This is a genomic window from Roseicella frigidaeris, from assembly GCF_003258945.1.
Classification (GTDB): domain Bacteria; phylum Pseudomonadota; class Alphaproteobacteria; order Acetobacterales; family Acetobacteraceae; genus Paracraurococcus; species Paracraurococcus frigidaeris.
Genome location: NZ_QLIX01000038.1, coordinates 1 through 25,402, shown reverse-complemented (window position 1 = coordinate 25,402; position 25,402 = coordinate 1). Strand labels below are relative to the sequence as shown.

Below are 25,402 nucleotides of genomic sequence, written 5' to 3'. Positions count from 1 at the left end.
GCAGACGCGTCCCCGTCCAACCCCGCCTCCGACACCACGTGTCAGAGAACATCGCACCACCGGTCGCGCAAGAAGCAAGGTGGGGCCGGGACAACGGATACGCAAAGGCCGGCGGGATTCGCGGAAAGCCGGCGCTGTCGGCGGTGGCTTCCAGGTAAAGAAGGACGCGCACCCTGGGCCTGTCGCCGGTCACCGCCTCCACCGCGGCCAGGGCAAACCGGCCGCAATTCCAGCGATGCGCGTCAAACGGGCGCGCCTCGGCCGCCGACAGCAAGGCTGCCAGCCGGCCAGGCCAGTCCGGGCGCCGCGTCACGACGCCGGCAGGCTGATCTGCGCCTCCTGCAGCGCCGGGACGAACTCGAAGAAGCGATCGCCCGGGTACTCGGCCTGCTGGTCCGCATCGGTGTAGCGGCGGACTTCGGCGCGTTCGAGATCGACGAGGCGGCTCTCGCAGGTGAGCGAAACGCGCGGCTCGGCGCCGTCCACCACCTCCATCGTGTCCATCAGCCCGGCCCAGAGCGGAAATGGGTCGGCGACAAAGGCGCCCTCGGCATCGAGCAGCCCGCCCCAGAGCCGGGCGGTGCGCAGCCGAAAGCTCCGCTCGGCCAGCGCGATGTCCACCACCTCCTGCGGCACCGGCGACAGCGAGAGCGTCAGCCGCACGGCGCGGATTTCCGTCGTCTCCTCGATCTCGCCAACGGCGCCGAGCGAGCCCACCCCCTCGAACACCATGCCCGCCCAGTGCAGCTGCCCGAGCCCGGTCCAGGCGCGAAAGGCGCCGGAGGCGAAGTCGAGATCCACCAGGATGATGGGGGTGGCGACCGGCGCGGTAGCGGCAGCCGCCGCCTGCAGCGAGAGGCGCGGCGTGGCCGCAATGCCGTCCGTCATGGCAGCGCCTCCTCCAGGCGGATGGTGATGGCCGTGAAGCGCCCCGGCCGGGTCGGGTTGATGCCCTCGTCGTCGGAGATCAGCCGCATGGCGACGGTCGGCTGGGTCAGGACCAGCGGCTCCGACACCGCGGCGGGCGCCCGCAGCGGCGGGGAGATCGGGATCGTGGCGGTGCCGCTGCCGGAGGCGGTGACCGTCTCGGTCGCCATATAGAGCCGGCCGGCGAGGCCGATATGGTCGCCAGCGCCGACCGCCACGGCGTTCGGCCACCATCCCTGCGTCTGGATGCTGAGCGCCCCGCGGGTCGCCCCGGCTGCCAGCGCCGGATTGCCGGAGCCCACCACCAGCCCCGTGCCGTCGGTGAAGATGGTGCTGTCAGAGAAGGAGTACGGCCCGGTCGGCACATCGCCCTGGCTGCGCGGATCGCCGGTGCGGTATTCGCGGCGCCAGTCCCAGATGCGGACGGTGTTGGCGGAGCCGGCCAGCGCCGCCAGCAGCCCTTCCAGCACGCCTGCGCGGATCCGATCCAGCGGATCGAAGGTCGCCTCGGCCATCCATCGCGCCCCCTCGCGGCGCATGACCTGCGTCACGCGGGTGATCGGCGAGGCAAAGCGCAGCGTGTTGTGCTGCAGATAAAAGCTCAGCCGCGACGGCCGCAGCGAGGCGGGCCAGGCATATTCGGTCATGGCGCCCCCCAGGGTCGCGTGGACAAACCGGCGTTTGGGGGAGGATTCCCAAACCGATGGCCAGGAGGCCGACTGCTCGAACCACGACGCGCTGATGGAAGTGCGCGACAGCGACCCGGACATCATGCTCGCCGACAAGGGCTACCGCAGCTACGCGATCCGGCAGGACCTACGCGACAGCCTTTGTTTCGATTTTGGATTTACGCGGTCCGCGCTAGGGTCGCGGCGGCACAGCAGCCATGCCTCTGTGCCACCAGCCACTGGAGCCTTGGATGAAACGCGTATCCGGTCATGCCATCGACGAAAAATATCTGGACGGCAGCGAGCCGATCGCGCTCAACATTGGCATCTATATTGACGGCTATGGCGCCAAGAAAAGCGCCGACGAACTTTACGAAAAGGGCGACAAAGAGCTTTCTAATCACCTACTCCGCCAAGCAAATGGCGACTTCAGGCTGCATGAAAAACTATATGACAAGTTTCATACCCCGTTCAGCCCTGAGATTTACGCAGAATTAATCAGTTATTGCTTGGCGCTAGTTGAACTCCACGTGGTGGCGGTCATGGAGGATCACCATCGCGCAGCAGGCACCCAGATTCGCCCGAACGCGCTGCTCGTGAATCAGTCTAATCCGCTGGAGATCGAGCTTGAGGGCCGCAGGCACAACCTGCTCGAGGCTCTGTTCCCCGTCACAGAAGAACAATGGCAGGCGGGCCACTACCTCGACGTAGCCTCCAGCGGAATAATCTTTGCACCCTACAGAATCGACCGTCATCGCGAGATCGGTCGATTAAAAAGAGAACTGGCCAAGAGCAGCCAGCGCGGAGATACCGCACGCATGAGGTGGATCGAGCGCAACCTCGCGACCATCCCCAATGGGGTGTTCCACCGTCGCAACCGTGATGGGTCGATTGGCGGCCCTATAGATTTCGATTTTGTCGAGCGCTTCTACGACGCTGTCTCCAAGCGGGTCGGCACTTATTCGGACTGGGGCGAAAGCAAGGTGCACTGGGGCAAAGACCTGAGCGACTTTGGCGAGAAGGGGGTGGATTGCGACCTGATCATGCAGGTGATGGACGACCTGCACGCCGGCACTGTTGACGCCTTCGTGTTCATGACCAACGACATGGACTTCTTCCCACTGATCGAGCGCATCCACACCGAGGGTAAGGCTGTGTTCCTGTGTGGGCTGGAAGGCAACGTCTCCGATCGCCTAATCGAAGCGGCGGGGAACGACGCCTTCTTTAATCTTACCAGCCAGCGGATGCTCGACAGGCTGCCCACCTTGTTCATGGCCGCCAAGGGGGGCATGACGCGCGAGTTGGCGCTTCAATGGACCTTTCTATCGATGCTGCACGAACGCCGTGCTGGCCGCTGAAAAGCCCCGCTGAGCGCGGCGCACGAAGGACCGAATATGGGCCGGTCGCGGCCACTGTCTGAGTGTAGGCTGGACCTGCGGCATTCTTACGTTTCGCGCCATTTCACCGCAGGCCGGCAATCATGCCCGCGCTCGGATGGTAGCAGCGGCCCGATCAGCGCCCATCTCTCATCCGACAACCCAATCCGCTTGCCCAAGCCGGCCTCCAGAAGCCAGCCTTGAATCGGCGCCGAGTCACGCCGTCAAGCTTTGTCCACGAAACCTATCCGCGGATGGTCTTGTAGGCAGCGCCACCGCGGCGGATGGCATCGAGCGTCATGGCCGAGGCCTGCCGCGCGATCTGGCCCGACAACATCCGCAGCCGCACCTCGACGCCAGCATCGGCGCCGCGGGCATCGATGGTGATGTTGGTGGTGATGGAGGCGCCGGCCGGCGCGGTGCCGTTCGGCAGCACCGTGCCGCCGCGGTCCGGCACGAACCATTCCGGCCCGCGCTCGCCGACGATATAGGGCTGGCCGGCGGCGACCGGGCCGCCCTCGGCGCGGAACAGGCCGCCGAGCCAGGAGCCGATGCCGTCCATCCAGCTGCTGGCGCCGAGGCTGTTCAGGCCTGTGGAGACGGCATTGCCCAGCGGCTCTGTGATGACCTTGCGCGCGAGGATGCGCGTGATGTCCTGCAGCAGCCCTTGCAACACGGATGAGAACTTCTCGCCCTTGACGATGGCGTCCTCGAAGGCGCTGGAGAAGGTCAGGCCCAACTCGCGGACGGTGTCGGAGGTGCGGGAGGCGCTCTCCTCGACGCGGCGCTCGGCGCGCTCCAGCTCCTCCATCGCCGCGACTGCCTCGCGCTGGATGGTGTCCTCCGGGACCGGGCGGCCGGCGCGCTCGGCCCGCTCGACCAGGCTGGAGAGGGCAGCGATGCGGCGCTGGTAGCGCTCGTAGGCGGTCTCGTTGTTCTGGATCAGCCGCTCGCGCTCGCGCAGCAGCTCGTTGAGTTCGCGCTCGGCCTCGCGGGCCTCCCGCGCGCCCTCATTGCTGGCACGGCGGACGGCGGCGACGCGCGGCTCCAGCCGGCGCAGCGCCTCGTCGCGCTCCTGCAGGGCGAGGGTCTCGAGGCGGGTGCGCTCGGCGGCGGTGACGCCGCCGGCGGCTTCGGCCTCGCGCAGCTTGCGGACCCGCTCCTCGTATTCGCGGTTGATCCGATAGCGGTCGTCGAGGTCGCGGGTGAGCTCCTGGACGTCTTGCGTCGCGCGACGGCGGCGGGCCTCGGCTGCGGCAGCGGCCGCGGTCTCCTGCTCCGTCCGCTGGCGCTCCCCGGCGGCCTGCTCGCCGCGGGTGATCTCGGCCTGCAGTTCCGTATATTGCCGGCGCAGTTCCTCCAGCCGGGCGGTGCGATCGACGCCGGCCTGCTGCTCGGCGGCACCTACGAGGCCAGGACGGATGCTGCCGCGGCGGGTCTGGGCAGTGAGGCTGGGCCGGCCGTCATTCTCGCTTTCCAGCCGGGCGATCTGCGCCGCCAGCGCCTCAGCCTGGCGACGCATGCCGGCGAAGCGTTCCTCCTCGCTGAGCAGGCCAGCGCCCTGGCGCACGCCATCCACCGCGCGGGCCGCGGCCGACAGCGCCCGGGCCAGCGCGTTGGACAGGCCAATGGCGCGGTCGAGCTGGCCGAGGAAGTTTTCCGTCGACGCCGTCAGCTGGCCAAGGGCGCGGCCGAGGGAGAGTGGGGCCTTGTCGAGTTCGGCGCCGAGGCGTTCGGTCGCGCGCAGCAGGGCCGGAAACACCCGTTCTGCGGTGAGCTTGCCCTCGGAACCAAGTTTGCGCAGTTCGCCGATGGACACGCCGAGTTCGCGGGCCAGGCCCTCGGCCAGCAGCGGCATGGCCTCGAGGATGGAACGGAGCTCGTCACCCTGCAGCACGCCGGAGGCCAGCGCCTGGGCCAGCTGAAGGGTGGCGGAGGAAATCTCTCCGGTGGAGGCGCCGGAGACGATGGCGACCCGCTGCAGCCCGGTGACGAGGCGGACCACCTGGTCGGAGGTCGCGCCGATCTCGCGCGCGGCGATCGAGAAGCGCTGGAAGGCGTCGACGCTCTCGGAGACAGCGACGCCGGTGGAGAGCGCGTTGCGGTACAGCGCCTCGTAGACCTGCCCGGCGCGCTCGACCGAGCCCGTGGCGTTCTGCAGGCGGGAGAGGCTCTGGGTCAGCGCGTCGCCCGCCTGGACGAGGGCACGGACGGCGACGGCGACACCGGCGATCTGGATGCCGCGGGTGGCGACGTCGAGTAGTTCCAGCGAGCGCGAGGCGCGCTCTGCGCCGCCCTTGATCTGGTCGAGCGAGCGCTGGCCGGTCTCGCCGACCTCACGCAGCCCGGCCTTGACCCGGGCGGCGTCGTCCAGCGAGAGGCGGACCGAGACGCGGCGGGTGGCATCAGCCATCGGGCTTGATCTCCCCCTCGCGGCGGGCAGCGGCGCCCTCGGCCATGCCGATGCGGATGGCGAGCAGCAGTTCGGCGGCAGGCCAGCCGGTAGCGCCCAATTCGCGCGCCGCGGCGAGCGCGCCCGCAGTGTCCAGCGTCAGGCCGGCCATGGTCGCCTCGGCGCAGGCTGTGCCGGCGGCCCAGCAGGCGTGGCCCTCAAGGCTGGCGGGGGCGTGGGCGGCATAGGGGCAGGCGTCGGCGCAGTCGCGGCCCAGGCCAACGCAGCCCCGGCAGTATTCGGGCCCGCGGCCGAAGTGCCAGGCGGCGCGGGCCCTCAGCCGTTTCCCTCGGCGGCCACCGCGGACACGGGAGCGGTGGCGCGGTCCCAGAAGGCGGCGGCGATGTCGTCGAGGTCCATCAGGCGCTCGACTACCTCGGGCGAGAGCGCCAGAGGCTTGCCGGCGGCGTCACCGACGCCCTCCCAGGCGGTGACGGCGTGACGGGCGAGCGCCTTGACGAGGAAGGCGAAGGACAAGCCGCGGGACATGTCAGGGTCGAGGTCCGGATTCCCGATGCGGATTGCAGCGAGCCGGCGCGCGGCGGCGGCCTGGGCGGCGGCCATGACCGCCGTCGTCACAGGCCGGATCTCCACGCGGACGCCGCGCGGCAGGTCGAGCCAGTACGGCTCGGCCGGGAGGTCGAGGGTAAGCATGGAAAAATGGTCCTCCATGGGTTATGTATTTTGCAGAAACCAAGGAACCCCCCGATGACCGAGCCCATGCTCAAGGTCCCGGCGGCCGAGGCGCAGCGGAACTTCGGCCTCTATCAGGACAAGGCGCTGACCCAGCCCGTCGCCATCACCCGCAACGGGCGCCCGCGCACCGTGCTGATCTCGATCGACGAGTACGAGCGCCTCAAGCGCCGCGACCGTCAGGTGGTTCGCACCGAGGAGGCGCCGGAGGAGATCGTGGACGCCATCCTCACGGCACGGCCGCCAGAGGAGAACAAGCGATTCGATCATGAAGTCTGACGCGCCGGCACTGCCGGCCGTCGGCGACGTGATCCGCTACGCCTATCTTTGGAGCCACGAGCACGCGGCGGGGCGCGAGGAGGGGTCGAAAGATCGGCCATCCGCGGTGGTGGCCCTGATTCGCAAGGAGGATGGGAAGGACGAGGTCGTCGTGCTGCCCATCACTTCGACGCCGCCTGCGGAGCCCGGCGCCGCCGTGGAGATACCCGCGGAAGCCCGCGCCCGCCTCGGGTTGCAGCGCGAGCCGTGCTGGGTCGTGGTCACCGAATACAACCACTTCGTCTGGCCGGGGCCGGACCTGCGTCCGACCGAGGGCGGCACGGGGACATTCACCTACGGCCCGCTGTCCAATCGAATGATGGCGCAGATCCGCGATGCCTTTGCGGCGTGGCGGCATAAGCACCGCGTCACAGCCGTGCGGCGCACCGAGTAGTCGTCACGCATATTCTGTCCCCGCCTGCTGGTTCTTCAGCACGGCGGTCATCATCCGCGTCGCCGTGGCGTTGAAGGCCGCGCGGAACTCGAAGCTCGCTTCCACGCCGGCCGGCCCTTCGATCGGCGTTTTGGCCAGTGCCAGATAAACCTCGTGCAGCGTGAAGGTGAGGCTGCGGTTGGCGTCGATGGTGAACGCGAAGGCGAACTCCGCCGCCGTGCCATTCTGCGCCTGCGTCAACAGCGTGGTGTCCGCGAAGCGCGCCGTGATCTGGCCGGTCGCGCGCGCGATGCCGGGATCCGCGCCCTCGATCTTGCGGTCGGCGCGAATGGTGCGCACCGCCTCCACGCTGTTGCTGTAGCTGAGCCGCGCGCCGGTGACCTGGGCCAGGGCCGAGCCGGCACGAGTGATTGATCCCTGCGCCTTGTTGAAGGCCGTATACGCGGCAGCGACCGGCGTGCCGCCAGAGGACGAGCCGGAGCGCGACGAGCCCTGGGCGATCAGCTTGATCGTCGCGGTCGCGGGGCCGGTCGGCGAGAAGTCGATCTCCAGCGCGTCCGCGCGGATGCCGGTGCAGACGTCGTAGCTTGGCACGTCGGGGTAGCCGATCTCGATCGCCTGCGAAGGCAGCGTCGCCGCGCCCGAGCCAAAGGTGTGGGTGTAATTCGGATTGGTGCCGGTGGTCGTCGGCGCGCCGAGCAGCAGGCGCAGCCAGTGGCCGGTATTGATCAGGTCGACCGGAACGACGACGTCGCCCTCGACGGTGACCGTGTCGAAGAACGGCGCGGCGGGATCGCGATTGCCACCGAGGCCGATGACGTCGGCGTCCAGCAGCGGCTGCTCGGCGCCAAGGTTGCAGGAGAGGAAGGGCACCCGCCGCCAGTTCCCGCCCGGCGCGGTGCCGTAGGTGACCTCAGGAATCATGAGCAGGCGCGAATTCGCGCCGATGGCACGGGGCATGGAGCGTCTCCGGGAACGGGATTAGGCCAGCGGCGAGCCGGCGACGGTAAAGAACAGCGCGACGGGGATGGAGGCCGCGCGCGCCGCTGCGGCACCTTCCGCCTCGGCATCGTCGAAGGACGGCGCGCCGGCTTGCGCCCATTCCACCGCGCCGCCGAGGGTGCGATCGCCCGCGATCGCTGCGGCGACGTCGACCAACAGCGCATCGAGCAGCGCGCCCGTGGCCGCGACGACCTCCACATCGGCGCGATGTTCGATCGCCCAGGCCAGCGGCGAGAGAATCGCGGTTTCCTCCACCGTCTCCCCGTCGCGGACCACCACGAGTCCGCCGGTTGGCAGGCGCTGCGGCACGGTCTCGTTCCGGAGGACCTTCGGGGCCGGGCTTCGGCCGGCCAGGGCGGCGCCCAGGTACGCGAACAGGGCCGCCAGGGCGGTTTCACGGACACTCATCCTGCCCGCGCCGCCTCGGCTTCCCAGGCCGCAACAAAGCGCCGCGGCAGGCGCCGCAGGGCGCGCAGCGACGCCCCCTGCACGTCCAGCCGCTTGGCGAGCTTCACCTGGGGCAACAGGAGGAACATCGGCACCATCCCTCGTTCGAGCAGCCCGCGGGCCCAGGCCTCACGGCCCTTGCGGTTGGCGGTGCCGACCTCCGCCATGCCGCCGGCGACGAGGCGGGTGCGTCGGCGCCGGCCCGTCTGCTCGCCCTGGCGCAATGGCAGGCACCAGACGAAGCCCCGCCCCGACTTGAAGGGCCGCAAGAAGCCCTGACCCGAGGCGACCATCTGCGCCGGCGTGACGCGCAGCCCCTTGTCGCCGCGTCCGCGCCAGCCGCGCGCCGCATTGAAGCCGGTGGCAATGGCCAGGAACCGGCCGCCGCCTTTCGGTCGGATCAGCGCGCCACGCTCGAAGGCGTCGATCACCAGCGGGGTCTTGCTCCAGACCAGGCCGGCAGCGCGCATCGACACGCCGGTGCGTGGGAAGACCTGGGAGCGCCAGGCATTGGCGATGCCGCGCGCCTTGCCGCCGAGCGAGCCGGTCACCTGCTGGCGCAGCTCCTGCTTCAGCGCATCGGTCTCGTCCCGCACAGCGCGGGAGGCGGCACGCTCACCGGCGCGGACCTCCTCGGCCAGCGCCTTGCGCAGATCACCGACGATGGCGGTAAGCTTCACGCCCCATCGCCCGGCGGCAGGCCGGTGCGGTGACGGATGATGGCGACGGCCAGGTCATGCAGCGCCGCCTGGCCGAGATAGCCGAACACGAAGGCAAAGAGGAACCGTCCGTATTCGTTGAGCTCGAGGAAGCCGCCGAGGGCATAGCCGGCGCTGCCGACCAGGGCGGCGGAGGGCACCTCCCAGGCGAGGCACCAGCCGAAGCGCCGGCGCTCCGGGTTGTTCCAGCGCACGAAGCCACCGGCGAGGCCCGCCGCTGCCCCCAGCAGCAGATCGCGCAGGATCTCCAGCAGGGTGAGGGCATTCTGCGGCATGGTGGAGGCTCCTATCGCTGGCAGAGGACGCGCCAGGCGGTGCCGGACGCGTCGCGCTCGGCATGGGTGACGGTGAGCAGGTCGGGGCCGATGGCGAAGCTGTCGCCGGACGCGATGTCGGGCAGCGTGGCGATGGCGACGGAGAGAATGTCGGTGGCCGAGAGGAACTCGGTGCCGAAGGCGTCTGCTACGCGATCAGGTGAGGACCGCAGCAACCTGACCGCGATGGGCGCGCCGTCACCGCCCTGCCGGTAGACTGCCTCGGAGCCGAGATTGGGGTCCGCGACGAGCGCCGCCATCGCCTCGGCGAAGGCGTTCATCGCTCGCCGCCATCGACCGGGTTCAGCCGCCGCACCGCGGCCAGACGTCCGGCGCAGTCGGCATGGGCGGCGTCATAGGCCAGCAGGAGTTCCGCCACCTGTCCCTGGGTCAGTTGGTCCGTCGTGGGGAGCGCCGGCGCCTCCGCGCAGACCAGCAGCGCATCAGGGAGGCGGAGCGGCAGCAGCCGGATCTCCGGCGGTCCGGCCGGCGCGCAGGCGCTCGACAGCATCGCGCAGCACAGGGGCAGCGCCGGCAGCATGGCTCGGGTCACGGCGGATGGCCTCCATGTTGGCGCCGAGGCGTGCCGCCTGGATGCGGGCGCGCTCAGCTTCGCTGGTCAGCGCCTCGATCTGCCTTGCGTGTTCGGCGTTGGCGCGGGCCAGCGCGGCGGCGTTGGCCTCCGCGGTACGGCTGGCCGTCGCCGCATCGAGGCGTGCGGCGTCGCGCTGGGTGCGGAAGTGCCAGGCGGCCGCAACGGAGAGCAGGATTGCGCTACCCAGGGCGAGCGGCAGGGCATGGCGGGAGAGGACCGCCAGAATTGCCACCCACATCAGGGATAGGCCTTGCGATCGAGTTCGAAATGCGGACCGTCCCGAAAGGAGGCCCAGTCGCCGCCCCAGACGATCGGCACGCCGAGATCCTTCGCCGCGGCCTTCATCGCGGCACCGATCTGCTCGTAGAGCGGCCAGTCCCAGCGGATCTCGCCCTGCTCCACCGCGCCATCACCGTCATCCAGCCAATAGGCGAGATCGACGGCATGTCCGGTGAGATGCCGGCTGTTCATCGTGCGGGAGGCGCCGCTGGCGACGAGCCGCGCCTGGCGGTCGCGCGTGCGCAGCCCCTCGGTGACGATGAAGGGCACCGCCTGGCGGGCCCGCTCGACGACGCGCACCATATCGCGGTGCACGCCCTCGAGGCGCGCATGGTCGCGCGGGAGGAGGATGCTCATCACGCCCCCGAGGCCGGCACGCGGTTGACCCAGACGCGGACGGTGGTGTCGGCGGCCAACGCCGCCTGCGTGGCGATGCCGATCGAGAAATTGCCGGTGGCGGTGGTGGTGATGCGGCGGTTGGTGTTGTCCCAGAAGACCCGCGCGCCGGCGGTGATGGCGAGGGCCGGCTCCTTGGTGAGGTCGAAGACGCCCTGGGTGGCGGCCTCGATGATGGCATTCTGCGCGCCATCGATGGCGGCGACGCCGAAGAGCGCGCCGACCAGCAGGCCTTGGCCCGAAGTGACGCCGCCCGAATAGGGCACGGCAACGGCCAGGCTGTCGCCCGGCTGGATGAAGTTCCGCATGAGGATGAGGTCTCCAGAAACGCAGAAGGCGCCCCGAAAGGACGCCCTCTGCATGGATTGGTGATGGATGGAGTGATGGCTGCGGTGGAGATCAGGTGCCGGGATTGAACCAGGCGCCGCGCCAGTCGATGGCGCCGACACCGAAGTCGAAGATCACGCTGACCTCCACACCATCGACGCCCTGGACATTGCCGGTGGTGACCTGTGGCCCTTCCGCCCCGTTGAGGTAGCCGTAGACATAGACCGGCGCCGCCATCGGATCGGAGAACAGATACCAGCGATTGTTCTGGATCAGCGGCTCGACCAGCGGCTGCACGAAGCCGGCATAGACATTGGCGTTGCTGGTCTGAGTCGCCTGGACGGAAACGGTGAGCTGGCGCGCGGCAAGCTCCTGGTTCGGCCCGACCAGCAAGCGCATGGAGGAGCCGACCGCGATCGGCAGGCCGTCGAGGGTCTTCTGCTTCATCACCGCGGCGCGGCCGAGTGCCAGGTTCGGCAGGTCGAGCGCCGTGCCCGCACCCGCCTTGTTGGCGCGTGCGGCGCCGGTGGCGAACACCGGTGCACTGCCAGTGATGAGGGTCGGGCCGTCGCCGTTGGCGCTGTTCACCAAGGCATAGGCGGTGGCGTTCTCGAAGTCGGAAACACGGCGGCCGATCATGGAGGCGAAGTCGGTGAAGGCGCCGAGGTCGTCGTTGACCAGCATCTGCCGCGTGACGCGGATGCGCCGGGCGAAGGTCTGCAGGAACACGAGCTCCTGGCTCTCGGACATGGTGCCGGCCTGGACCTCGCCATTCTCCGACAGCGGCAGCAGCGTCGGGAAGTCACCGACACGCAGGTGGCGGTGCGGCTTGAAGTCGCGGAAGTCGCGGCGGAGGAACAGCGTCCGGTAGGTGGGTGCTGCCGGCGCATAGGCGGCGAGCAGCATCTTGTTGGCCGCGGCGGAGAGCAGCGCCGGGAAGTCGCTGGTGGAGTGGAAGGCGCGCTCGGCGAGGATGGTCGGGTTGCGCGGCACATTGCGCTCGCCGCGGGCGCGGAGAAGCTCGCCGATCATGTCGGAGGGGCGCCAGCCCAGGAACTCGGTGTGGCGGCCGGTGGCCGGCGCCTGGTAGCCGGGCATGGTGCGGGCGGCGAGCGCCTCGGCCATGGCGTCCAGGAGCTGCGACGGGTCCTCATTGGAGGGGCCGGTGTCGGGACGCGCCGGCAGGGAGGGACGCGCGGCGCCGCTGGTGAAGGCCTCCCACAGGCGGCCGCGCAGCACCTCGGGCGAGACGCGGTCGCGGATGGCGGCCTCGCGCATGGTGTCGAGCATGTCGGCGGTCACCAGGCCGCGGGCGGCGGCCAGCACCGGCTCATAGCCGGCGATGCGCTCGACGGCGGCGCGCTCCGCCTCGGCGCGGATGGCCTCGATGTCAGGGGCCGGCGGCATGGCGCGCGTGGGCTCGGGCGGCGGGGTGGGCGGGGTGCTGGCGGGCGTCGTGGTCACGGTGACCTCCTGGTGCGGGATGGTGGGCGGCGCAGGCGGCGCCGGCGCGGGATCCGGCGAAGCCGGCGTCGTCTCGGGCATGGGTGGTTCCTCGGGGATGGTCAGGGCGGGTTCGATGGCGGTGGCGGGGGTGCCCTGGTCCCCCTCGCCACGGACGACGGCGGCTGCGTCCACCGGGACGGGCACAATCGAGATCTCGTAGGGCTCCCAATCCACGGCGCGGTGGATGGTCTGGCCGGTCGCTGCGTCGGGCCGCGGGTCGTAGCGATGGACCCGGTAGCCGACGCTGACGGACTGCAGCGTGCCGTCGGCGACCCGCTGCCAGACCGACTCCACGTCGTCCGCGCCGCTGAATTGCAGCGTGGCGTAGCCGCGGCCGGCCTCGAGGCGCGCGGCGGTGACGCGGCCCAGCACATCTCGCGTGCCGGCACGCCGGTGGGTGTCCAGCACCGGCGCACGGCCGGAGCGGAGCGCGTCCATGCGCACGGCGGAAGGCGCCATGTCGAGCTCTTCGAGGATCGGCCCATAGGGCGGCACGAAGTTGCGGGCCCGCGCCCCGGTGCTCCACACCACCTCGACGGTGCGGGCCGCGCGATTGACGGTGACCGGCGCGGCCAGGGCGCGGCATGCGATGATCGATTGCCCAACGTCGGGCATTCGATCCGGCGCTGGGGATTCCCCGCCCGGTTCGATCGGCTTGGTCATGAGACGTGCTCCTGGGGCGGCGCCGATCAGGGCGCGGCGAAGCCCTGCGCGTTGACGTAGACCTGCGCGCCGGTGGTGATGCAGGCGACGCTNTCCTTGATCACCAGCTCCGTCGCGACCGTCGGATGCGCGTTGCGGAGGTCGATCGAGGTCACGTAGTTGCGGATGCCGGCCGCGGCCGCTGCCCGGAGCACCACGTCCGTGGTGTTGATGATCCCACCTGCCGCGGCGGCGTATTGCCAGTCCGCCTCCGGGATCGCGTAGGGCTTCGTGACCAGCGCGCCGATCAGCGTCGCCAGCAGATCGACGCCGCGGCCGGTGGTGACTGCCGTCGGGTTGGCCGAGTAGCCCGTTGCCGCCAGCACCGGCACCGCACCGGAGGTGTTGCGCGCCTGGCCGCCCACCGGGGTCACGCTCGGCGGCACGGTGCTGAGCACATTCACGCCCAGCCCCTGGCCCGCAACCGACTGGCCGCGTCCGGCGGTGATCTCCGTCGTCAGCTCGGCGTAGTCCGCGATGGTCACGAACTGGACCTTGATGTCCGTGCTCGAGGCCGGCGCGAGGTTCCGGCTGACCGAGGCCCAGCTGGTGTTCAGATAGGCGCCGGTGAAGGTCGAGCCGACCAGGTCAAAGCTGTTCGCGTCGATGACGGTGATGGTGAATGTCCCATTCGCCCCCGGCACGCCGGAAACGTCCGCCACCGCCACCACGTCATTGGTGGCAAAGCCATGCGCTGCGCGGGTGATACGCACCGCGCCACCGCCATTGTTCGCCACCGCCGAGATGCCGCTGATGACCTGCCGGTTCCGCACGCGGATCCGGAAGCGGTAGAGCGCATTCGGCTCCGGGATCTGCTGGTGCCGGACATAGGAATTCGAGCGCGCCGCGGTGGTGTCGAGCAGGCGGCCGTGGAAGTAGCATTCGTCGTTGGTCGGTTCGAGCTCCAGCACGGACCAGCCTGCGGGGGAGGTAGTAGGAATGGTGCTGCCGGAGGCGCTGCCGAGGCGCGGGGCACCCTCGCTCTGCACCTCGTAGTTCGCGAGCGTCGCGCTGGCGCCATCCAGCCGCCAGGCCGCCGCACTGCGCCCGTCCGGCTGCGCCGTGGTGGGGTCGATGCTGACCAGCTCGAGCCAGACGGACTGGCCGACGATACGCTGGCTCATATTCACCGCCACCATGACCCGCAGCGGGATGGTGAAGCTGGTGCGGCTGGTGAGCGTCAGCTCATCGTCGAGCGTGGTGCCGGTCGAGATGGTGACGGCGCCATCCGCCACGGTGTGGGTGATGCCGCCGCCGGTCGCCGCGATCTCCCAGCGCGCCGGGTTGATCTCGGTGCCGTTGAAGCTGTCGCGGAACTTCTTCTGCATGCTCTTGATCTTGAGCATGTCGTCGGTCCAGTCGTAGGCGCCGGCGATCATGGTTGTGCTCCTGGGGCAGCGCCTGCATCCGCGCGCGGCGAGGCGGCGCCGGTGGCGGCGATTTCGATGGCGGCGAGCTGGGCTGCGTCCTGGGCCGCGCCGGACTTGGCGACGCGGCGCGGATCGCTGTCGAGGGAGAGACCCGCCTCGTCGAGCAGGGCATTGGCCTCGCGGATCATCTCGACGACCTGGCGGAAGTCGTAGCCGAAGGCGCCGGCCGCCTCGGGCTGCGGCACGAAGCCGGCGCGGACCTGCGCGATGAGTGCCGTGGTGTCCTTGAGCGGGTCGATCATCTCGTGCGCCGGCGGGACATGCGACAGGCCCTCCGGCACCTCGGCGCCCCAGAGTCCGAGCAGCGCCCCCTGCGCGTGGAAGCGGTCCGCGATGGGGCGGACCAGCATCGGGATGAGCATGCCGTACTGGACCTGCTCGCAGAGGCGACGGAATTCGATCTTGCCGGCGCGCAGGCTGGAGTAGTTCGCCTGGGTGAGATCGCCAGCGACCTGGTCATAGGTCAGGCCGGTACCCACCGCGGAGGCTTCCAGAGCGCGACGGGCAAACGCCGCGTGGCTGCCGCCGCCCGAAGGATTCACCACCTCCACGGATCCCATCCCGCGGCGGTAGAGAATCATGCCGGGCTCGAAGCTCTCGACGGTGCGGCCCTGCGCGTCGCGTAGCAGGCCGGATGCCGGGCCGGTCATGGCCTCGTCACCATCCTCTGAGACCACCGCCGCCAGGCAGGCCTCGATCTTGGCCTTCATGAGCAGCGCGGCCTCGTAGTCCCCAAGGTCGCGCAGCCGGGTCAGCACCGGCGCCAGCCAGGAGACGTCGCGCAGCTGACCGGGCCGGCGCTTGCGATAGATGTGCAGCACATCGCGGGCGGGGACCCGCTGGCTGCTGAGCCAGCTGGCACCGCCCGGCAGAACCCAGGACGCGCCGGGATGGACGCGGTGCAGCCAATAGCCGACCGGCTCGCCCGCCTCGCCGAGGCCGATGCCCTGCAAGGTGGGGACGCCCTCGATGACGCCCTGGCGCGCCGTGTCGAGGTGATCGCTCTCCAGCACCTGCAGCCGCAGGCCGATCGGATTGGCCGGCGTGATGTCCGCCGGCAGCAGGCGGACGAAGCATTCGCCGCTCTCCACCACCGCGCGCATGACCAGCGCCTGGAGGCCATAGAGGTCGAGCCGGCCCTCGGCGTCGCAGGCCGTGCTGTCGGACCAGCGGCGCCAGGCCTCGGCGTGGCGCTTGTCCGGCCAGCGGGTGGTGATGCCGGCGCCGACCGCATTGCCGCTCCAGAGATCGACGATGCGCGCGGCATAGGGGTCGTTGCGGACGGCGTCGCGGGCGCGGCGCGCCACGGTGGGTGCGGCGGCACCGACCTCGGCGGTGGCGCTGCCCCCCGAGGCCGGCCAGCTCGAGGCGCGGCTGTCCTGGGCGGCGGCATAGCCGCGGAGCGCGTGCCAGGCATTTCGCAGACGCCCCATCACCTGATTCCCTCGCGGGAGAAGCTGGCGAAGGTGACGCTGGGGCGGCGCGCGGCGGTGTTCTCGGCCGCGTGCAGCACCGACAGCGCACGGCCCAGTTCATCGAGCGAGCGGTACTCCACCGTGCGTCCGTCGAAGGTCACGCGCTTGGTGCCACCGGTGAAGGCGGCGGCCAGCACGGCGGCGCGGCTGCCAACGGGCTGCGCCAGCGCCCAGGCGAGGACGGTCGGGTCCATGGTCGTCCTCCCTATCTGAGCCAGTTGCCGCGCGGCGCGAGCCAGCCGCGGGGTCGTGTCGTGCTGGCGGCAGGCGCGGCACCATCGGTCGGCGCTGCTGCTGCTGGCTCCGCCGCCGGCAGCGACAGCGCATCCGCCATCCGCGCCCAACGTCCGTCGCCCCAGCCATCCATGCCGAGGGCAGCTGCGGCCGCACGCGCATAGACCCGGCAGTCCAGCGCCTCGTTGCGTTCCCTGGTCTTGACCCATTCCAGCCGGCGGAAGCCGTTGCGGCCGGCCCGTGCCACGAACTGCTCGGCGGTGATCTGGCGGCAGAATTCCTCGCCGGCCGCATGCAGCGGCAGGTGGACAAAGCCGGGCGGGAACGGATCGCCGCTTTCTGCCGTCGGCCGCTCCAGCTTCAGCCAACCGTAAGTCTCGCCCTTCAGGAAGGACGACCCCACCGGCCAGACCTTCAGGCCCCCCAGCTTGCGGCCGTTCCGCCGCACCTCCGTCGCCGAGGGCTGGCCGATCGCCGCCCGCAGCCCGTCCTGGCCTTTCACGGCAATGGCCCGGCCGGCACCGGCGCGGCGCACGAAGGCATAGACCTCGGCGGTGGTCATGCCGTCGCCGCTATCGATCGCCGTCATGGCCAGGCCAAGCCGGTGGCCGGATGCGTGCCGCCAGGTCTCGCCGAGCAGGCCGCGCAGCTCGTCCCAGACCGCAGCCTCGAAGGGAATACCCACCAGGATGCGGTGCTCGATCAGCCAGGACTGGCGATCCTGCGCCCAAGCCCAGATGCTGGCCTCGAGGCGATCGCGCTGCACGTCGACACCGGCGGTCAGCAGCAGCCCCTCGGCCGCGACCGTGCCCGGCGCCCATTCCTCCCGCCGATCGTAGAGGCGTTGCCAGTCGGGGGCCTCGCCGCTTTCCTGCCAGGTCTCGCCCAGAACGGTGTTCCGAAACGTCTTGATCGCCCGGTCGTCGCCCTGGGCCGCCTCCCAATCCCGCACCGCCTGCGACCAGGAGAACCAACCGACCGGCGAGTAGAGCGCCGAGATGTGGAAGCCGATGGCGTGCGGATCCTGCGGGATGGCGGTGGGGCGCCATTCGCCGCCGGCCAGCATGGCGGTCTTATGCTGCTCGCCGATCGCCCCGTCGCAGGCCTCGCAGAGGTAGCGGGCGCTGTCCGGCTCGCCCTTGTCCCAGACCAGCCGCTCGAAGCGCAGCCACTGCATCGCCCCGCAATGCGGGCACGGCAGGAAGAACCGCCGCTGGTCGCTGGCCAGGTACTCCCGTTCGATCCGCGACAGTCCGGAGATCGTAGGCGTGCTGACCAGCAGCGTCTTACGCCGCCAGCCGAAGGTGCGTGCGCGGGCTTCCGCCAGCGCGACGGGATCTCCCTCGCCCTCGACGTCGCCGGGATAGGCATCGACCTCGTCGAGAAACAGAAAGCGCGCTGACATGGAGCGCAGCCCGACCGCACTGTTGGCGCCCGTCATCACCAGCTGGCCGCCGGGGAACTCCTTCGATAGCTGCCTATTGCCGCTGTCGCGGGAGCGGGCCGGGGCGACGCGCTGCCGGATGGCGGGCGTCTCCTCAACCAGCGGGTCGATGCGCTGGTCCGAGAAGCGCTTGGCCAGTTCCGTCGTGGGCTGCACGGCGAGCATCGGGCCGGGCGCGTGGTGGATGACATAGCCGATCCAGTTATTGCCGCATTCCGTGCCGCCGACCTGCGCCCCCTTCATGAACACCACCCGCCGGGCCGGATGTGCCGGCGACAGCGCATCCATCACATCGCGCAGATAGGGCGTGCGGTTGGTGCGCCACGGCCCGGGCTCGGCGCTACCGCGGGAGCCGAGCATGCGATGCTTGTCGGCCCAGTCGGAGACCAGCAGGGCGGGCTCGGGCGCCATGCCGTCGCGCCACGCCTGCAGAATCTCCGCCGCGCCGTCGAAGTTGCCGAACTCGCCGATAATCTGCTCGCCGGTCATCATGCGACCGCCACTCGCACGTCGTTCCGTTCGGCCAGGTGCTGCCGCAGCCGCGTATCCATCAGTGTCTGCAGCCGATGCGCATCGACGCCGAGTTCGGCCGCCAGCTCGGCGGCGATCCGGGCCGGCCAGGCGAGAATGGCATCGCGCTCCTCCTTGGCGAGCCGGTGCACCAGCATGAGCGCGCGGGCCTTCTCGACCAGCTGGCCACGGCGCTCATCGAGCCGGAGCTTGCGCTCCTGCGCCTTGAGCATCTCGTTGGCGGTGCGCGCATTGTGGAAGCTGCTGCCTCCCGCAGATGGCGTGGGCAGTGGCTCCGGCATGGGCGGGGCGGCGACTGCCGGTCGCGGCGGGGGCGGTGGCGAGGGCTGTGCCGATACCGGCGCCACCATGGCCGCCGTCTTGCGCGCCGGGTCGCTGCTCGCAGCCAGCCGCGTACGCACCTTCTCGACGTCCCAACCGCCGCCCGGCTCCTGCGCGATGCGGCCGGACTGAGCGGCCTTCTGCAGCGCGGTGTGCGAGATGCCCAGCCGGCGCGCCACCTCGCGCTGCGAGGGCACCAGCGCATCGGAAGCGGCTGCGATCATGATGTGATCGAACCCCTCCGATCTTCGCAATTCGATGAGCGCGAGATGCGCTTGGCTCGGGCGCGGCACAGCGCGAATGGTCCGTCACACGCAGGGGATGCCCTGCAGCAACAGACGGAGATCAGCATGACCGATCGCACCGCCCGCGCCGCCCGCAACCAGGAAAACAGCCTGGCCGCCTTCCTGGCGAAGAAGGCCGAATTCGACGCCCTCCTCGCGGAACTCACCCAGGCCAGTGTGGACCATTTCGGCGCGGACCCAGAGGAGGTGCTTTGGGGCGAAGCGGCCTGGCTTTCCGACGCCACCACGAAGCTGAAGGACATCGCGGATCAGCATTTTCGCCGCGGCGAATACGACCTCTGACGCGGGCAACTTCCGCATCGCCCCGACCGGGTTCAGCCCGGCGGGGCTCCCGGCAGTAGGGGCCGATGACCGGCACCCGGAACCGGAGACCACCACGATGACCAAGCTTTCCGACAGCCAGCGCGTGATCCTCAGCGCCGCCGCGCAGCACGAGATGGGACTGGCCCGCGCGCCGAAGACCCTGCCGGCCGCCGCGCGCAACGCGGTGTTCCGCAGCCTGATCAAGAACAACCTGCTCGCCGAGATCAACGCGCCACGGGAGCATGTCGGCCTGGGCTGGCGCCAGGACGAGGATGGCACCTGGATCGTGGCGCGCATCACCGACGAGGGGCTGCGCGCCATCGGCATTGACCCGAATCAGGGCGACGCGGCGGCCGGCGAGCCCGACTGCTCGGGCATCGAGGGCAGTGTGCCCCACACGGCGCCCACGGTGGCGCCCGCCGCGGAGCCCGCGACACAGGACGCCAAGGTCGCCGAAGCCGCCCAGCCCGCGCCCCTGACGGAGGAGATCGCCATGCTCGACCAGGCCCTGGCGGTACGCAGCACCACGCCGCGCACCAGCCTGCGCGATGCTGCCGCGACGGTGCTTGCCGCCTGGGATGACGAAGCCAACCGCGAAGGCGACATGATCGGCGCCCTGGACGCGCCGATGGAAGCCTTGCGCACCCTGCTTGCCGGCAAGCCCGCCCAAGCCCCGCGTGAGGCCGGCGCGCAGCGCAAGCCGCGCGAGGGCACGAAGCAGGAGCAGGTGCTGGCCATGCTGCGCCGCCCCGAGGGCGCGACGGTCGCGCAGATCGCGGATGCCACCGGCTGGGCGCAGCACACGGTCCGCGGCTTCTTCGCCGGGCTGAAGAAGAAGGGCCACGCGGTCGAAGTGCTGGAGCGCGTCCGCCAGGTCGGCCCGAACAAGGAGGGCGCACGGGGCTCCTTCACCGTCTACCGGGTCGCGGCCTGACAGGAACCTGCAGGGGTCAGCAGGTTCCGGCCTTGTTCTGCGAAAGGGGCAACAAGTTGCCCCTTTTAGGCGAATTTTCCCTCTTGTAGGGGCAACTTGTTGCACCAAAGAACAGGGCTAGAACGGGGTTTGTAGGCGACGCTCAAGGGGACCCTGCACCCATCATCGTGCCGCCGCCTGCACCCCGCGGGCGGCGGCGATGTCGTTGAAGACCCGCTCCTCGCCGGCCAGCACCGCAGCCTTGCCGGTGAGGTTCTGCCAACGCTGGATCGCCACATCGACATAGCGCGGGTCGATATCCACCGCGTGGCAGACCCGCCCCGTCGTCTCCGCAGCGATGAGCGTGGTGCCGCTGCCGAGGAACGGATCATAGATCGCCTCGCCGGCGGCGCTGTTGTTGATGATCGGGCGGCGCATGCACTCCACCGGCTTCTGCGTGCCGTGCACCGTGGCCGCGTCCTCGTCGCCACCATTCGAGATCGCCCAGAGCGTCGCCTGGTCCCGCGCGCCCTGCCAGTGGCCAGTCGCCCCCTTGCGCACGGCATAGAGGCAAGGCTCATGCTGCCAGTGATAATCGCCGCGCCCCAGCACAAAGCGCGACTTCGCCCAGACGATCTGGCTCCGGATGACGAAGCCCGTCGCATCGAGACTGTCGATCACCGTGCGGCTGTGGACGCCGGCGTGCCAGACATAGGCGACGTCGCCGGGGAACAGTGCCCAGGCCTGGCGCCAGTCGGCGCGATCGTCATTCGCCACCTTGCCGGTGCGCATCGTGGCCGACACGCCAGCCTCGTTCCGCCATTCCGGATCATAGTTCACACCATAGGGCGGGTCGGTGATCATCAGATGCGGGGTCGCGCCATTCAGGAGCCGCGCGACATCGGACGCGGAGGTGGCATCGCCGCACAGCAGCCGATGGGGCCCGAGCTGCCAGAGATCGCCGGGACGGGTGACCGGCACGACAGGTGGCTCAGGCGCCGGCGCATCGGGATCCCCGGCGCCAGCGTTCCCCTCGTCGCCCGCGGCGTCGGCCAGCAGCCGAGCCAGCATCGCCTGGTCGAAGCCGATCACACCAAGGTCGAATTCGTCGGCACGCAACTCCCGCAACTCGGCGGCGAGCAGGCTCTCGTCCCATGTCGAGTTCAGCGCCAGCTGGTTGTCCGCCAGCCGGAAGGCCCGTGCCTGCGCCTCCGTCAGGTGGCCGAGCCGGATGGCCGGCACCGCGTCGAGCCCGAGGGCCTTGGCCGCCAGCACGCGACCGTGGCCTGCAATCAGCACTCCGGCATCGTCGACCAGCACTGGCACGTTGAAGCCGAACTCGGCGATGGACGCCGCCAGCTGCGCCACCTGCTCGCTTGGGTGCATGCGTGCATTGGCGGCATAGGCCGCGAGCGATGCCACCGGCATCATCTCCATCTGAAGGTCAGGCCGCATCGACGGTGGCCTCCATGCGCGCCGCGACGACGGCATCGTAATCGCGGCCATCGTCTGCCAGCGTCACTGGCAGGTCTGGATGGAGCATCCGCCAGCGGGCCACGGCCAGATCGACATAGGCCGGCGCAAGCTCGATCGCGCGCGCGCGGCGGCCGGTGCGCTGACCCGCCAGGATGGTGGTGCCGGAGCCAGCGAAAGGCTCGAACACGACCTCGCCCTCACCGGTGTAGGTCCGCATCAGGAACTCCGGCAGCACCACCGGGAACACGGCGGGGTGTTCAGTTTCGATGCCGCGGCCCTTGTGGCGGGTCAGGCGCAGCACATTGTCGGGGATGCGGAAGTCCTGCACCGGCAAGCCGGCATGCTGGTATTCCGAGATGGTTCCATCGGCTGCGCGCAGCCCGCTGCCGTTGTTCGGCGTGCCGGCCCATTTGCAGGGGACGATCTTGTTCGCCTGGCGCGCCTGGCGGTTGAAGTGGAAGACGAATTCGAAGGCCGGCGCGAGGCGCCCGTTCCAGTCACCGGGGAGGCCTGGCCCCTGGTCCCAGGTGTAGAGGCCAAACCGGCGCCAGCCGCGGGCGCGCATCCAGTCCAGCCATACGGCCCAATACGGGATCCATTCGCTGTCACGATGGATCAAGCCGAGGTTCACCAGCACTTGGCCGTCCGGCCGCATAGCTGCGTCGAGGTGATGGAACACGCCATGCATCAGGGCGTCCCAATCCGTGCCGCCGCCGGTGGTGTAATCTCGCTGGTTCCCATAGGGCGGGGAGGTGAACAGCAGCGCCGCGCGGTCCTCGCCCATCACGCGCGCTACAGAGGCGGCGTCGGTGCTGTCGCCGCAGAGCAGGCGATGTTCGCCCAGCAGCCAGAGGTCGCCGGGGCGGGTGACGGCCTGGCGCGGCGGCTCCGGTTCGGCGTCCGCGGGATCGTCCGCCGGCGCCTCGTTGCCAGGGGCGCCGCTGCTGGCAACGGCCGGGCTGGCAAGCGGCGCGTTGCCAGGGTCTGTTGCCACCGGCTCCATGCCGGCCAGCAGCCGGTCGAGCTCACCTGCGTCGAAGCCAGTGAGCGTCAGGTCGAGGCCCCCCATCTCCTGCAGCTTCGTCACCTCGGCGGCGAGCAGCGCCTCGTCCCAGCCGGCGTTAAGGGCGATGCGATTGTCCGCCAGGCGGTACGCGGCCTTCTGCGCTTCGGTCAGTCCGGCACGGGTGATGGTGGGGACGGTCTCCAGGCCGAGGGATTTGGCGGCTTGCAGCCGGCCATGGCCGGCGATGACCTCGCCGCGCTCATCGACCAACACCGGCGCCACGAAGCCGAACTCGAGAATGCTGGCGGCGATCTGGGCCACCTGTTCGACGGAATGCGTGCGCGCATTGCCGGCATAGGGCAGCAGGGAGGCGACCGCGCGCGCCTCAACGGCGCTCGCAGACCACGGGGCCTGGGGCATGCGCACCTGCTGAAATCGATGGTGGTGGAATGTCGCCTCGTGAGGCTGGCAACGCGGCGCCGTGGCAACCTTGAAAAATGGCCTGGCGCTAGGAATGTTGCGCGCTTCCGCCCCCCGCATATGCCGGGCCCAGGAAGGACCCTGCGGCTCGCGAGCCACTGTCTCGATTGAGCGACGCTGTGGCTGGCGAGCCGCGGCGCTAGGCGCAATTCAACGACTATCGATACCCTATCCCTTCTGGTTCCGGTGCCGCAATCGGGTTTCAGCCGCGCCACAACCGTATGGTGGACAATGTCCACACACGACCGTAGAACCATGCCTGGAGGCCACCATGCCCGCACCCGCAAAGCGCACCACGACCCCGACCCGACGCCCCGCGAAGACCAAGCCCCCCATCACCGTCGGCGCGATCAACATTCGCGTCCGGCCCGAGGAGCGTGACCTGATCGACCAGGCCGCCGTGCTCTCCGGCAAGTCGCGTTCCGAGTTCATGCTGGAGGCCGCGCGCCGCGCTGCGACCGACGCCATTCTCGACCGCACGCTGTTCCGCGCCCAACCGGGTGCATACGCCAAGTTCCAGGCGCTGCTCGACGCGCCCCCCAATCCGAATGGCCGGCTTCGCAAGCTGCTGGAGACCGCGCCACCGTGGGAGTGAGTGCCGGCCGGCTTAGCGCCCCGGCGCCGCTCGGCGACACGCACGACCTGGCCCTGTTCGATAGCGGCGAGCCCGCGCTGGACGACTGGCTGCGGCGGCGTGCGCGCGCCAATCAGGTGGCCGGCGCGTCGCGCACCTTCGTGGTGTGCCGCGCCGACTTCGTGGTGGGATTCTACTGCCTGGCCGCGGGGGCCGTCGCCGTGACTGCCGCACCTGGGCGCGTGAAGCGCAATATGCCCGACCCGATCCCGATGGCGATGCTGGGCCGGCTGGCGGTGGACCGCAGCCTGCACGGCCAGGGCATTGGGCGGGCCCTGCTGCGGGACGCGGTCTTGCGCGTGCTGCAGGCCAGCGAAGTCCTGGCGGTGCGCGGCGTGTTGGTGCAGGCCCTGAACGCCGACGCCCAGCGTTTCTATCAGGCCTGCGGCTTCATGCCGTCACCGATCGACCCGATGACGCTGATGGCCACGATGACGGATCTGAAGGCCGCCCTGGGCTGAGGCTCACGCGGCCCGCTCCCGCGGTTGCAGGCCATAATGGGCCGCCAGCACGCCGAGCGCCGTGAGCAGGATGCCCTGTGCTTGGACGTGATGAACCGGACGTCCCGACCATCCCTGCCGCAGTGCCCATTCCCGCAGGGAGCACTCGAGGCCGAGCACGTGCCACAGGCAGCTTCCGCCGGCGCTGTTCGCTCCGCCGAACAGGTTCAGGGCCGCGGCCAATCGCCGCCGCGCAGCGGCCTGACGTTCGCTCAGCAGATCACCTGCACCGCCCCGGATGCGGAGCAGCTGCGTCGTGCGCATGCCGTCCAGCGCCGCGAGGCGGAAGGTCGCCCTGAACATCGCTCCCGCCTCGTGCATCTGCGGCGTGATGCTCCCGTGGGCCAGCATCAGCCCAAGCGTGTCGACGGCGCGGCGATGCTGGACCGGGCTGCCGGTGTCGGGATCCGCCTCGCGGATGGGCTCCGAGAAGCCGCCATGCTGCAGCCGCCACTTCGACGGCTTCGCGAGATCGTCGTGCTTGGGCTTGGCCGGCTTGGCCTTCCGCTTACCGGCCATTGTGGCTCTCCCCGTTACGACGCCCCCAGCGACGGTTGGCCTCGTTGGTGATGGCCTGACGGAGCCAGTCGTCCGTGATGTCGGCGACCGGCAGCGCGGCCACTCCGTGCCGATGCCAGGCGGCGGCGCGCATGGCGTTCACCTCGCTCTCGTTGGTCGGGCTGCGCGTGCCGCGGTCGAGGCAGGAGCGGGGTGGCAGAGGTGCGCCGTGTATGCTCATGCGCGGCCTCCTGTGGGGTCGGTCGCCCAGAGCAGCAGGGCGATGGCATCCGCCTCGTTGTCATCGGCCGGCGCGAAGCCGCGGGCCTGTATGGCGGCGACCATCTTCGCCTTGTCGGCGTTGCCCTTGCCGGTGGCGTAGCGCTTGATCGTGCCGACCGGGACGCCCTCGTAGGGGACGTTGTGCTCCTCGCACCAGGCGGTCAGGGTGCCGAGGAAGCCGCCGTAGATGTGCGCCGCATCGGTGCCGGCATGGGCGCGGACTTCCTCGAACACGATCCGCGCCACGCCACCGGACAGGGTGGCGAGCTCGGCCAGCCATCCGCGGAAGCGCAGGAAGCGCATCCCGCCGCCCTCGAAGCGGGTTGGCCTGAACGTCATGGTGCCGGAGGTGATGCCGCCATCACGCAACCGCAGGGCCCATTGTTGAATGCCAGTGAGAGCTGACCCGGGATTGCCATGAGGAATTGACCCGGGTTGTGGATGGAGGAGCGGGG

General features: G+C 70.1%; 31 protein-coding genes. 7 read left to right on the top strand and 24 right to left on the bottom strand.

Annotated elements, in window-relative coordinates:
- The 3 genes from DOO78_RS28590 to DOO78_RS25110 form a co-directional block, all read right to left on the bottom strand.
- Positions 1-313, bottom strand: a 313-nt coding sequence (locus tag DOO78_RS28590) for a DUF6950 family protein (RefSeq protein WP_408887588.1), incomplete at its 3' end; no start/stop codon positions are given.
- On the bottom strand, positions 310-888 hold the full coding sequence (locus tag DOO78_RS25115; RefSeq protein ID WP_111472638.1) for a hypothetical protein: 579 nt from the start codon (positions 886-888) through the stop codon (positions 310-312). The genes DOO78_RS25115 and DOO78_RS28590, both read right to left, overlap by 4 nt.
- Positions 885-1,574 (bottom strand): hypothetical protein, encoded by a 690-nt coding sequence (locus DOO78_RS25110; protein ID WP_111472637.1) that lies wholly within the window; start codon positions 1,572-1,574, stop codon positions 885-887. The genes DOO78_RS25115 and DOO78_RS25110 overlap by 4 nt, the downstream gene beginning before the upstream one ends.
- 272 nt (positions 1,575-1,846) lie before the next feature.
- Here DOO78_RS25110 and DOO78_RS25105 point away from each other — a divergent pair, with 272 nt between their 5' ends.
- A complete protein-coding gene (locus DOO78_RS25105; RefSeq protein ID WP_165839077.1) occupies positions 1,847-2,953 on the top strand; it encodes an NYN domain-containing protein in 1,107 nt (368 codons plus the stop codon).
- Between the two features lie 262 nt (positions 2,954-3,215).
- Here the strand turns inward: DOO78_RS25105 and DOO78_RS25100 are convergent, their stop codons facing one another.
- The 3 genes from DOO78_RS25100 to DOO78_RS25095 form a co-directional block, all read right to left on the bottom strand.
- Positions 3,216-5,384, bottom strand: coding sequence for a tape measure protein (locus DOO78_RS25100; RefSeq protein WP_111472635.1), 2,169 nt, complete (start codon positions 5,382-5,384; stop codon positions 3,216-3,218).
- On the bottom strand, positions 5,377-5,535 hold the full coding sequence (locus DOO78_RS27765) for a hypothetical protein (protein WP_165839076.1): 159 nt from the start codon (positions 5,533-5,535) through the stop codon (positions 5,377-5,379). Before DOO78_RS27765 ends, DOO78_RS25100 begins: the two co-directional genes overlap by 8 nt.
- 164 nt (positions 5,536-5,699) lie before the next feature.
- Positions 5,700-6,077: a hypothetical protein gene (locus DOO78_RS25095; RefSeq protein ID WP_111472641.1), complete on the bottom strand. Its 378-nt coding sequence runs from the start codon at positions 6,075-6,077 to the stop codon at positions 5,700-5,702.
- Positions 6,078-6,131: 54 nt separating this feature from the next.
- Here DOO78_RS25095 and DOO78_RS25090 point away from each other — a divergent pair, with 54 nt between their 5' ends.
- Positions 6,132-6,395, top strand: a complete 264-nt coding sequence (locus DOO78_RS25090; RefSeq protein WP_111472634.1) for a type II toxin-antitoxin system Phd/YefM family antitoxin — start codon at positions 6,132-6,134, stop codon at positions 6,393-6,395.
- On the top strand, positions 6,385-6,828 hold the full coding sequence (locus tag DOO78_RS25085; protein WP_111472633.1) for a hypothetical protein: 444 nt from the start codon (positions 6,385-6,387) through the stop codon (positions 6,826-6,828). Before DOO78_RS25090 ends, DOO78_RS25085 begins: the two co-directional genes overlap by 11 nt.
- Before the next feature lie 3 nt (positions 6,829-6,831).
- On the opposite strand, the gene DOO78_RS25080 is transcribed toward DOO78_RS25085, so the two are convergent.
- From DOO78_RS25080 to DOO78_RS25015, 13 genes are all read right to left on the bottom strand, one after another.
- Positions 6,832-7,788, bottom strand: coding sequence for a phage tail tube protein (locus DOO78_RS25080; RefSeq protein WP_111472632.1), 957 nt, complete (start codon positions 7,786-7,788; stop codon positions 6,832-6,834).
- A gap of 21 nt (positions 7,789-7,809) precedes the next feature.
- Entirely contained in the window at positions 7,810-8,238 is a 429-nt protein-coding gene (locus DOO78_RS25075) for a hypothetical protein (RefSeq protein WP_111472631.1), read from the bottom strand.
- Positions 8,235-8,957, bottom strand: coding sequence for a DUF6441 family protein (locus DOO78_RS25070; RefSeq protein WP_111472630.1), 723 nt, complete (start codon positions 8,955-8,957; stop codon positions 8,235-8,237). The genes DOO78_RS25075 and DOO78_RS25070 overlap by 4 nt, the downstream gene beginning before the upstream one ends.
- A complete protein-coding gene (locus DOO78_RS25065) occupies positions 8,954-9,271 on the bottom strand; it encodes a phage holin family protein (protein ID WP_111472629.1) in 318 nt (105 codons plus the stop codon). The genes DOO78_RS25070 and DOO78_RS25065 overlap by 4 nt, the downstream gene beginning before the upstream one ends.
- Positions 9,272-9,282: 11 nt before the next feature.
- Positions 9,283-9,591: a head-tail joining protein gene (locus tag DOO78_RS25060; RefSeq protein ID WP_111472628.1), complete on the bottom strand. Its 309-nt coding sequence runs from the start codon at positions 9,589-9,591 to the stop codon at positions 9,283-9,285.
- 162 nt (positions 9,592-9,753) lie between these two features.
- On the bottom strand, positions 9,754-10,137 hold the full coding sequence (locus DOO78_RS27175; protein WP_128080150.1) for a hypothetical protein: 384 nt from the start codon (positions 10,135-10,137) through the stop codon (positions 9,754-9,756).
- 5 nt (positions 10,138-10,142) lie between these two features.
- Positions 10,143-10,541 carry a M15 family metallopeptidase gene (locus DOO78_RS25050; protein ID WP_111472626.1) on the bottom strand — a complete coding sequence of 133 codons (399 nt, stop codon included), beginning with the start codon at positions 10,539-10,541 and terminating at the stop codon, positions 10,143-10,145.
- Positions 10,541-10,888 carry a DUF2190 family protein gene (locus tag DOO78_RS25045; RefSeq protein ID WP_111472625.1) on the bottom strand — a complete coding sequence of 116 codons (348 nt, stop codon included), beginning with the start codon at positions 10,886-10,888 and terminating at the stop codon, positions 10,541-10,543. Before DOO78_RS25045 ends, DOO78_RS25050 begins: the two co-directional genes overlap by 1 nt.
- Before the next feature lie 91 nt (positions 10,889-10,979).
- Positions 10,980-13,028, bottom strand: a complete 2,049-nt coding sequence (locus tag DOO78_RS25040) for a prohead protease/major capsid protein fusion protein (RefSeq protein WP_243634789.1) — start codon at positions 13,026-13,028, stop codon at positions 10,980-10,982.
- Positions 13,029-14,490: 1,462 nt separating this feature from the next.
- The gene (locus DOO78_RS25030) at positions 14,491-15,978 is read right to left on the bottom strand and encodes a phage portal protein (protein WP_111472622.1); all 1,488 of its coding nucleotides are present in this window, start codon (positions 15,976-15,978) and stop codon (positions 14,491-14,493) included.
- The gene (locus DOO78_RS25025; RefSeq protein ID WP_111472621.1) at positions 15,978-16,214 is read right to left on the bottom strand and encodes a phage head-tail joining protein; all 237 of its coding nucleotides are present in this window, start codon (positions 16,212-16,214) and stop codon (positions 15,978-15,980) included. Before DOO78_RS25025 ends, DOO78_RS25030 begins: the two co-directional genes overlap by 1 nt.
- A gap of 11 nt (positions 16,215-16,225) precedes the next feature.
- Positions 16,226-18,190, bottom strand: a complete 1,965-nt coding sequence (locus DOO78_RS25020; protein WP_341538247.1) for a phage terminase large subunit family protein — start codon at positions 18,188-18,190, stop codon at positions 16,226-16,228.
- Positions 18,187-18,774, bottom strand: coding sequence for an elements of external origin (locus DOO78_RS25015; protein ID WP_111472620.1), 588 nt, complete (start codon positions 18,772-18,774; stop codon positions 18,187-18,189). The genes DOO78_RS25020 and DOO78_RS25015 overlap by 4 nt, the downstream gene beginning before the upstream one ends.
- 126 nt (positions 18,775-18,900) lie before the next feature.
- Between DOO78_RS25015 and DOO78_RS25010 the strand changes: the two genes are divergently transcribed.
- Positions 18,901-19,137, top strand: coding sequence for a hypothetical protein (locus DOO78_RS25010; RefSeq protein ID WP_111472619.1), 237 nt, complete (start codon positions 18,901-18,903; stop codon positions 19,135-19,137).
- 97 nt (positions 19,138-19,234) lie between these two features.
- Positions 19,235-20,092, top strand: a complete 858-nt coding sequence (locus DOO78_RS28305; protein ID WP_243634788.1) for a DUF3489 domain-containing protein — start codon at positions 19,235-19,237, stop codon at positions 20,090-20,092.
- Positions 20,093-20,254: 162 nt separating this feature from the next.
- Here DOO78_RS28305 and DOO78_RS25000 read toward each other — a convergent pair whose 3' ends face one another.
- Complete coding sequence (locus DOO78_RS25000; RefSeq protein WP_111472618.1) at positions 20,255-21,526, bottom strand: site-specific DNA-methyltransferase; 1,272 nt, start codon at positions 21,524-21,526, stop codon at positions 20,255-20,257.
- On the bottom strand, positions 21,516-22,973 hold the full coding sequence (locus DOO78_RS24995) for a site-specific DNA-methyltransferase (RefSeq protein WP_111472617.1): 1,458 nt from the start codon (positions 22,971-22,973) through the stop codon (positions 21,516-21,518). The genes DOO78_RS25000 and DOO78_RS24995 overlap by 11 nt, the downstream gene beginning before the upstream one ends.
- Positions 22,974-23,304: 331 nt before the next feature.
- On the opposite strand from DOO78_RS24995, the gene DOO78_RS24990 reads away from it, so the two are divergent.
- Together DOO78_RS24990 and DOO78_RS24985 are read left to right on the top strand one after the other, a co-directional pair.
- A complete protein-coding gene (locus tag DOO78_RS24990) occupies positions 23,305-23,628 on the top strand; it encodes a type II toxin-antitoxin system TacA family antitoxin (protein WP_111472616.1) in 324 nt (107 codons plus the stop codon).
- A complete protein-coding gene (locus DOO78_RS24985) occupies positions 23,619-24,128 on the top strand; it encodes a GNAT family N-acetyltransferase (protein WP_243634787.1) in 510 nt (169 codons plus the stop codon). Before DOO78_RS24990 ends, DOO78_RS24985 begins: the two co-directional genes overlap by 10 nt.
- 3 nt (positions 24,129-24,131) lie before the next feature.
- Here DOO78_RS24985 and DOO78_RS24980 read toward each other — a convergent pair whose 3' ends face one another.
- From DOO78_RS24980 to DOO78_RS24970, 3 genes are read right to left on the bottom strand one after another with little or no spacing between them, the layout of a single operon-like run.
- Positions 24,132-24,686, bottom strand: coding sequence for a DUF6456 domain-containing protein (locus DOO78_RS24980; RefSeq protein ID WP_111472614.1), 555 nt, complete (start codon positions 24,684-24,686; stop codon positions 24,132-24,134).
- A complete protein-coding gene (locus tag DOO78_RS24975) occupies positions 24,676-24,906 on the bottom strand; it encodes a hypothetical protein (protein WP_111472613.1) in 231 nt (76 codons plus the stop codon). The genes DOO78_RS24980 and DOO78_RS24975 overlap by 11 nt, the downstream gene beginning before the upstream one ends.
- Complete coding sequence (locus DOO78_RS24970; RefSeq protein ID WP_456310012.1) at positions 24,903-25,286, bottom strand: hypothetical protein; 384 nt, start codon at positions 25,284-25,286, stop codon at positions 24,903-24,905. The genes DOO78_RS24975 and DOO78_RS24970 overlap by 4 nt, the downstream gene beginning before the upstream one ends.
- Between the last annotated feature and the right edge of the window lie 116 nt (positions 25,287-25,402).

Bases quoted from the DNA above. Each gene is read 5' to 3' on its own strand.
- DOO78_RS25105 (WP_165839077.1), top strand. From the start codon at position 1,847: ATGAAACGCGTATCCGGTCATGCCATCGACGAAAAATATCTGGACGGC.
- DOO78_RS24970 (WP_456310012.1), bottom strand. From the start codon at position 25,286: ATGACGTTCAGGCCAACCCGCTTCGAGGGCGGCGGGATGCGCTTCCTG.
- DOO78_RS25050 (WP_111472626.1), bottom strand. From the start codon at position 10,541: ATGAGCATCCTCCTCCCGCGCGACCATGCGCGCCTCGAGGGCGTGCAC.
- DOO78_RS28305 (WP_243634788.1), top strand. From the start codon at position 19,235: ATGACCAAGCTTTCCGACAGCCAGCGCGTGATCCTCAGCGCCGCCGCG.
- DOO78_RS25110 (WP_111472637.1), bottom strand. From the start codon at position 1,574: ATGACCGAATATGCCTGGCCCGCCTCGCTGCGGCCGTCGCGGCTGAGC.
- DOO78_RS25045 (WP_111472625.1), bottom strand. From the start codon at position 10,888: ATGCGGAACTTCATCCAGCCGGGCGACAGCCTGGCCGTTGCCGTGCCC.
- DOO78_RS25060 (WP_111472628.1), bottom strand. From the start codon at position 9,591: ATGAACGCCTTCGCCGAGGCGATGGCGGCGCTCGTCGCGGACCCCAAT.
- DOO78_RS25080 (WP_111472632.1), bottom strand. From the start codon at position 7,788: ATGCCCCGTGCCATCGGCGCGAATTCGCGCCTGCTCATGATTCCTGAG.
- DOO78_RS25115 (WP_111472638.1), bottom strand. From the start codon at position 888: ATGACGGACGGCATTGCGGCCACGCCGCGCCTCTCGCTGCAGGCGGCG.
- DOO78_RS25030 (WP_111472622.1), bottom strand. From the start codon at position 15,978: ATGGGGCGTCTGCGAAATGCCTGGCACGCGCTCCGCGGCTATGCCGCC.
- DOO78_RS27765 (WP_165839076.1), bottom strand. From the start codon at position 5,535: ATGGCCGGCCTGACGCTGGACACTGCGGGCGCGCTCGCCGCGGCGCGC.
- DOO78_RS25075 (WP_111472631.1), bottom strand. From the start codon at position 8,238: ATGAGTGTCCGTGAAACCGCCCTGGCGGCCCTGTTCGCGTACCTGGGC.
- DOO78_RS25025 (WP_111472621.1), bottom strand. From the start codon at position 16,214: ATGGACCCGACCGTCCTCGCCTGGGCGCTGGCGCAGCCCGTTGGCAGC.
- DOO78_RS25010 (WP_111472619.1), top strand. From the start codon at position 18,901: ATGACCGATCGCACCGCCCGCGCCGCCCGCAACCAGGAAAACAGCCTG.
- DOO78_RS24980 (WP_111472614.1), bottom strand. From the start codon at position 24,686: ATGGCCGGTAAGCGGAAGGCCAAGCCGGCCAAGCCCAAGCACGACGAT.
- DOO78_RS25095 (WP_111472641.1), bottom strand. From the start codon at position 6,077: ATGCTTACCCTCGACCTCCCGGCCGAGCCGTACTGGCTCGACCTGCCG.
- DOO78_RS24975 (WP_111472613.1), bottom strand. From the start codon at position 24,906: ATGAGCATACACGGCGCACCTCTGCCACCCCGCTCCTGCCTCGACCGC.
- DOO78_RS25065 (WP_111472629.1), bottom strand. From the start codon at position 9,271: ATGCCGCAGAATGCCCTCACCCTGCTGGAGATCCTGCGCGATCTGCTG.
- DOO78_RS24995 (WP_111472617.1), bottom strand. From the start codon at position 22,973: ATGCCCCAGGCCCCGTGGTCTGCGAGCGCCGTTGAGGCGCGCGCGGTC.
- DOO78_RS25100 (WP_111472635.1), bottom strand. From the start codon at position 5,384: ATGGCTGATGCCACCCGCCGCGTCTCGGTCCGCCTCTCGCTGGACGAC.
- DOO78_RS25020 (WP_341538247.1), bottom strand. From the start codon at position 18,190: ATGATGACCGGCGAGCAGATTATCGGCGAGTTCGGCAACTTCGACGGC.
- DOO78_RS25000 (WP_111472618.1), bottom strand. From the start codon at position 21,526: ATGCGGCCTGACCTTCAGATGGAGATGATGCCGGTGGCATCGCTCGCG.
- DOO78_RS25040 (WP_243634789.1), bottom strand. From the start codon at position 13,028: ATGCCCGACGTTGGGCAATCGATCATCGCATGCCGCGCCCTGGCCGCG.
- DOO78_RS24990 (WP_111472616.1), top strand. From the start codon at position 23,305: ATGCCCGCACCCGCAAAGCGCACCACGACCCCGACCCGACGCCCCGCG.
- DOO78_RS25015 (WP_111472620.1), bottom strand. From the start codon at position 18,774: ATGATCGCAGCCGCTTCCGATGCGCTGGTGCCCTCGCAGCGCGAGGTG.
- DOO78_RS25090 (WP_111472634.1), top strand. From the start codon at position 6,132: ATGACCGAGCCCATGCTCAAGGTCCCGGCGGCCGAGGCGCAGCGGAAC.
- DOO78_RS25085 (WP_111472633.1), top strand. From the start codon at position 6,385: ATGAAGTCTGACGCGCCGGCACTGCCGGCCGTCGGCGACGTGATCCGC.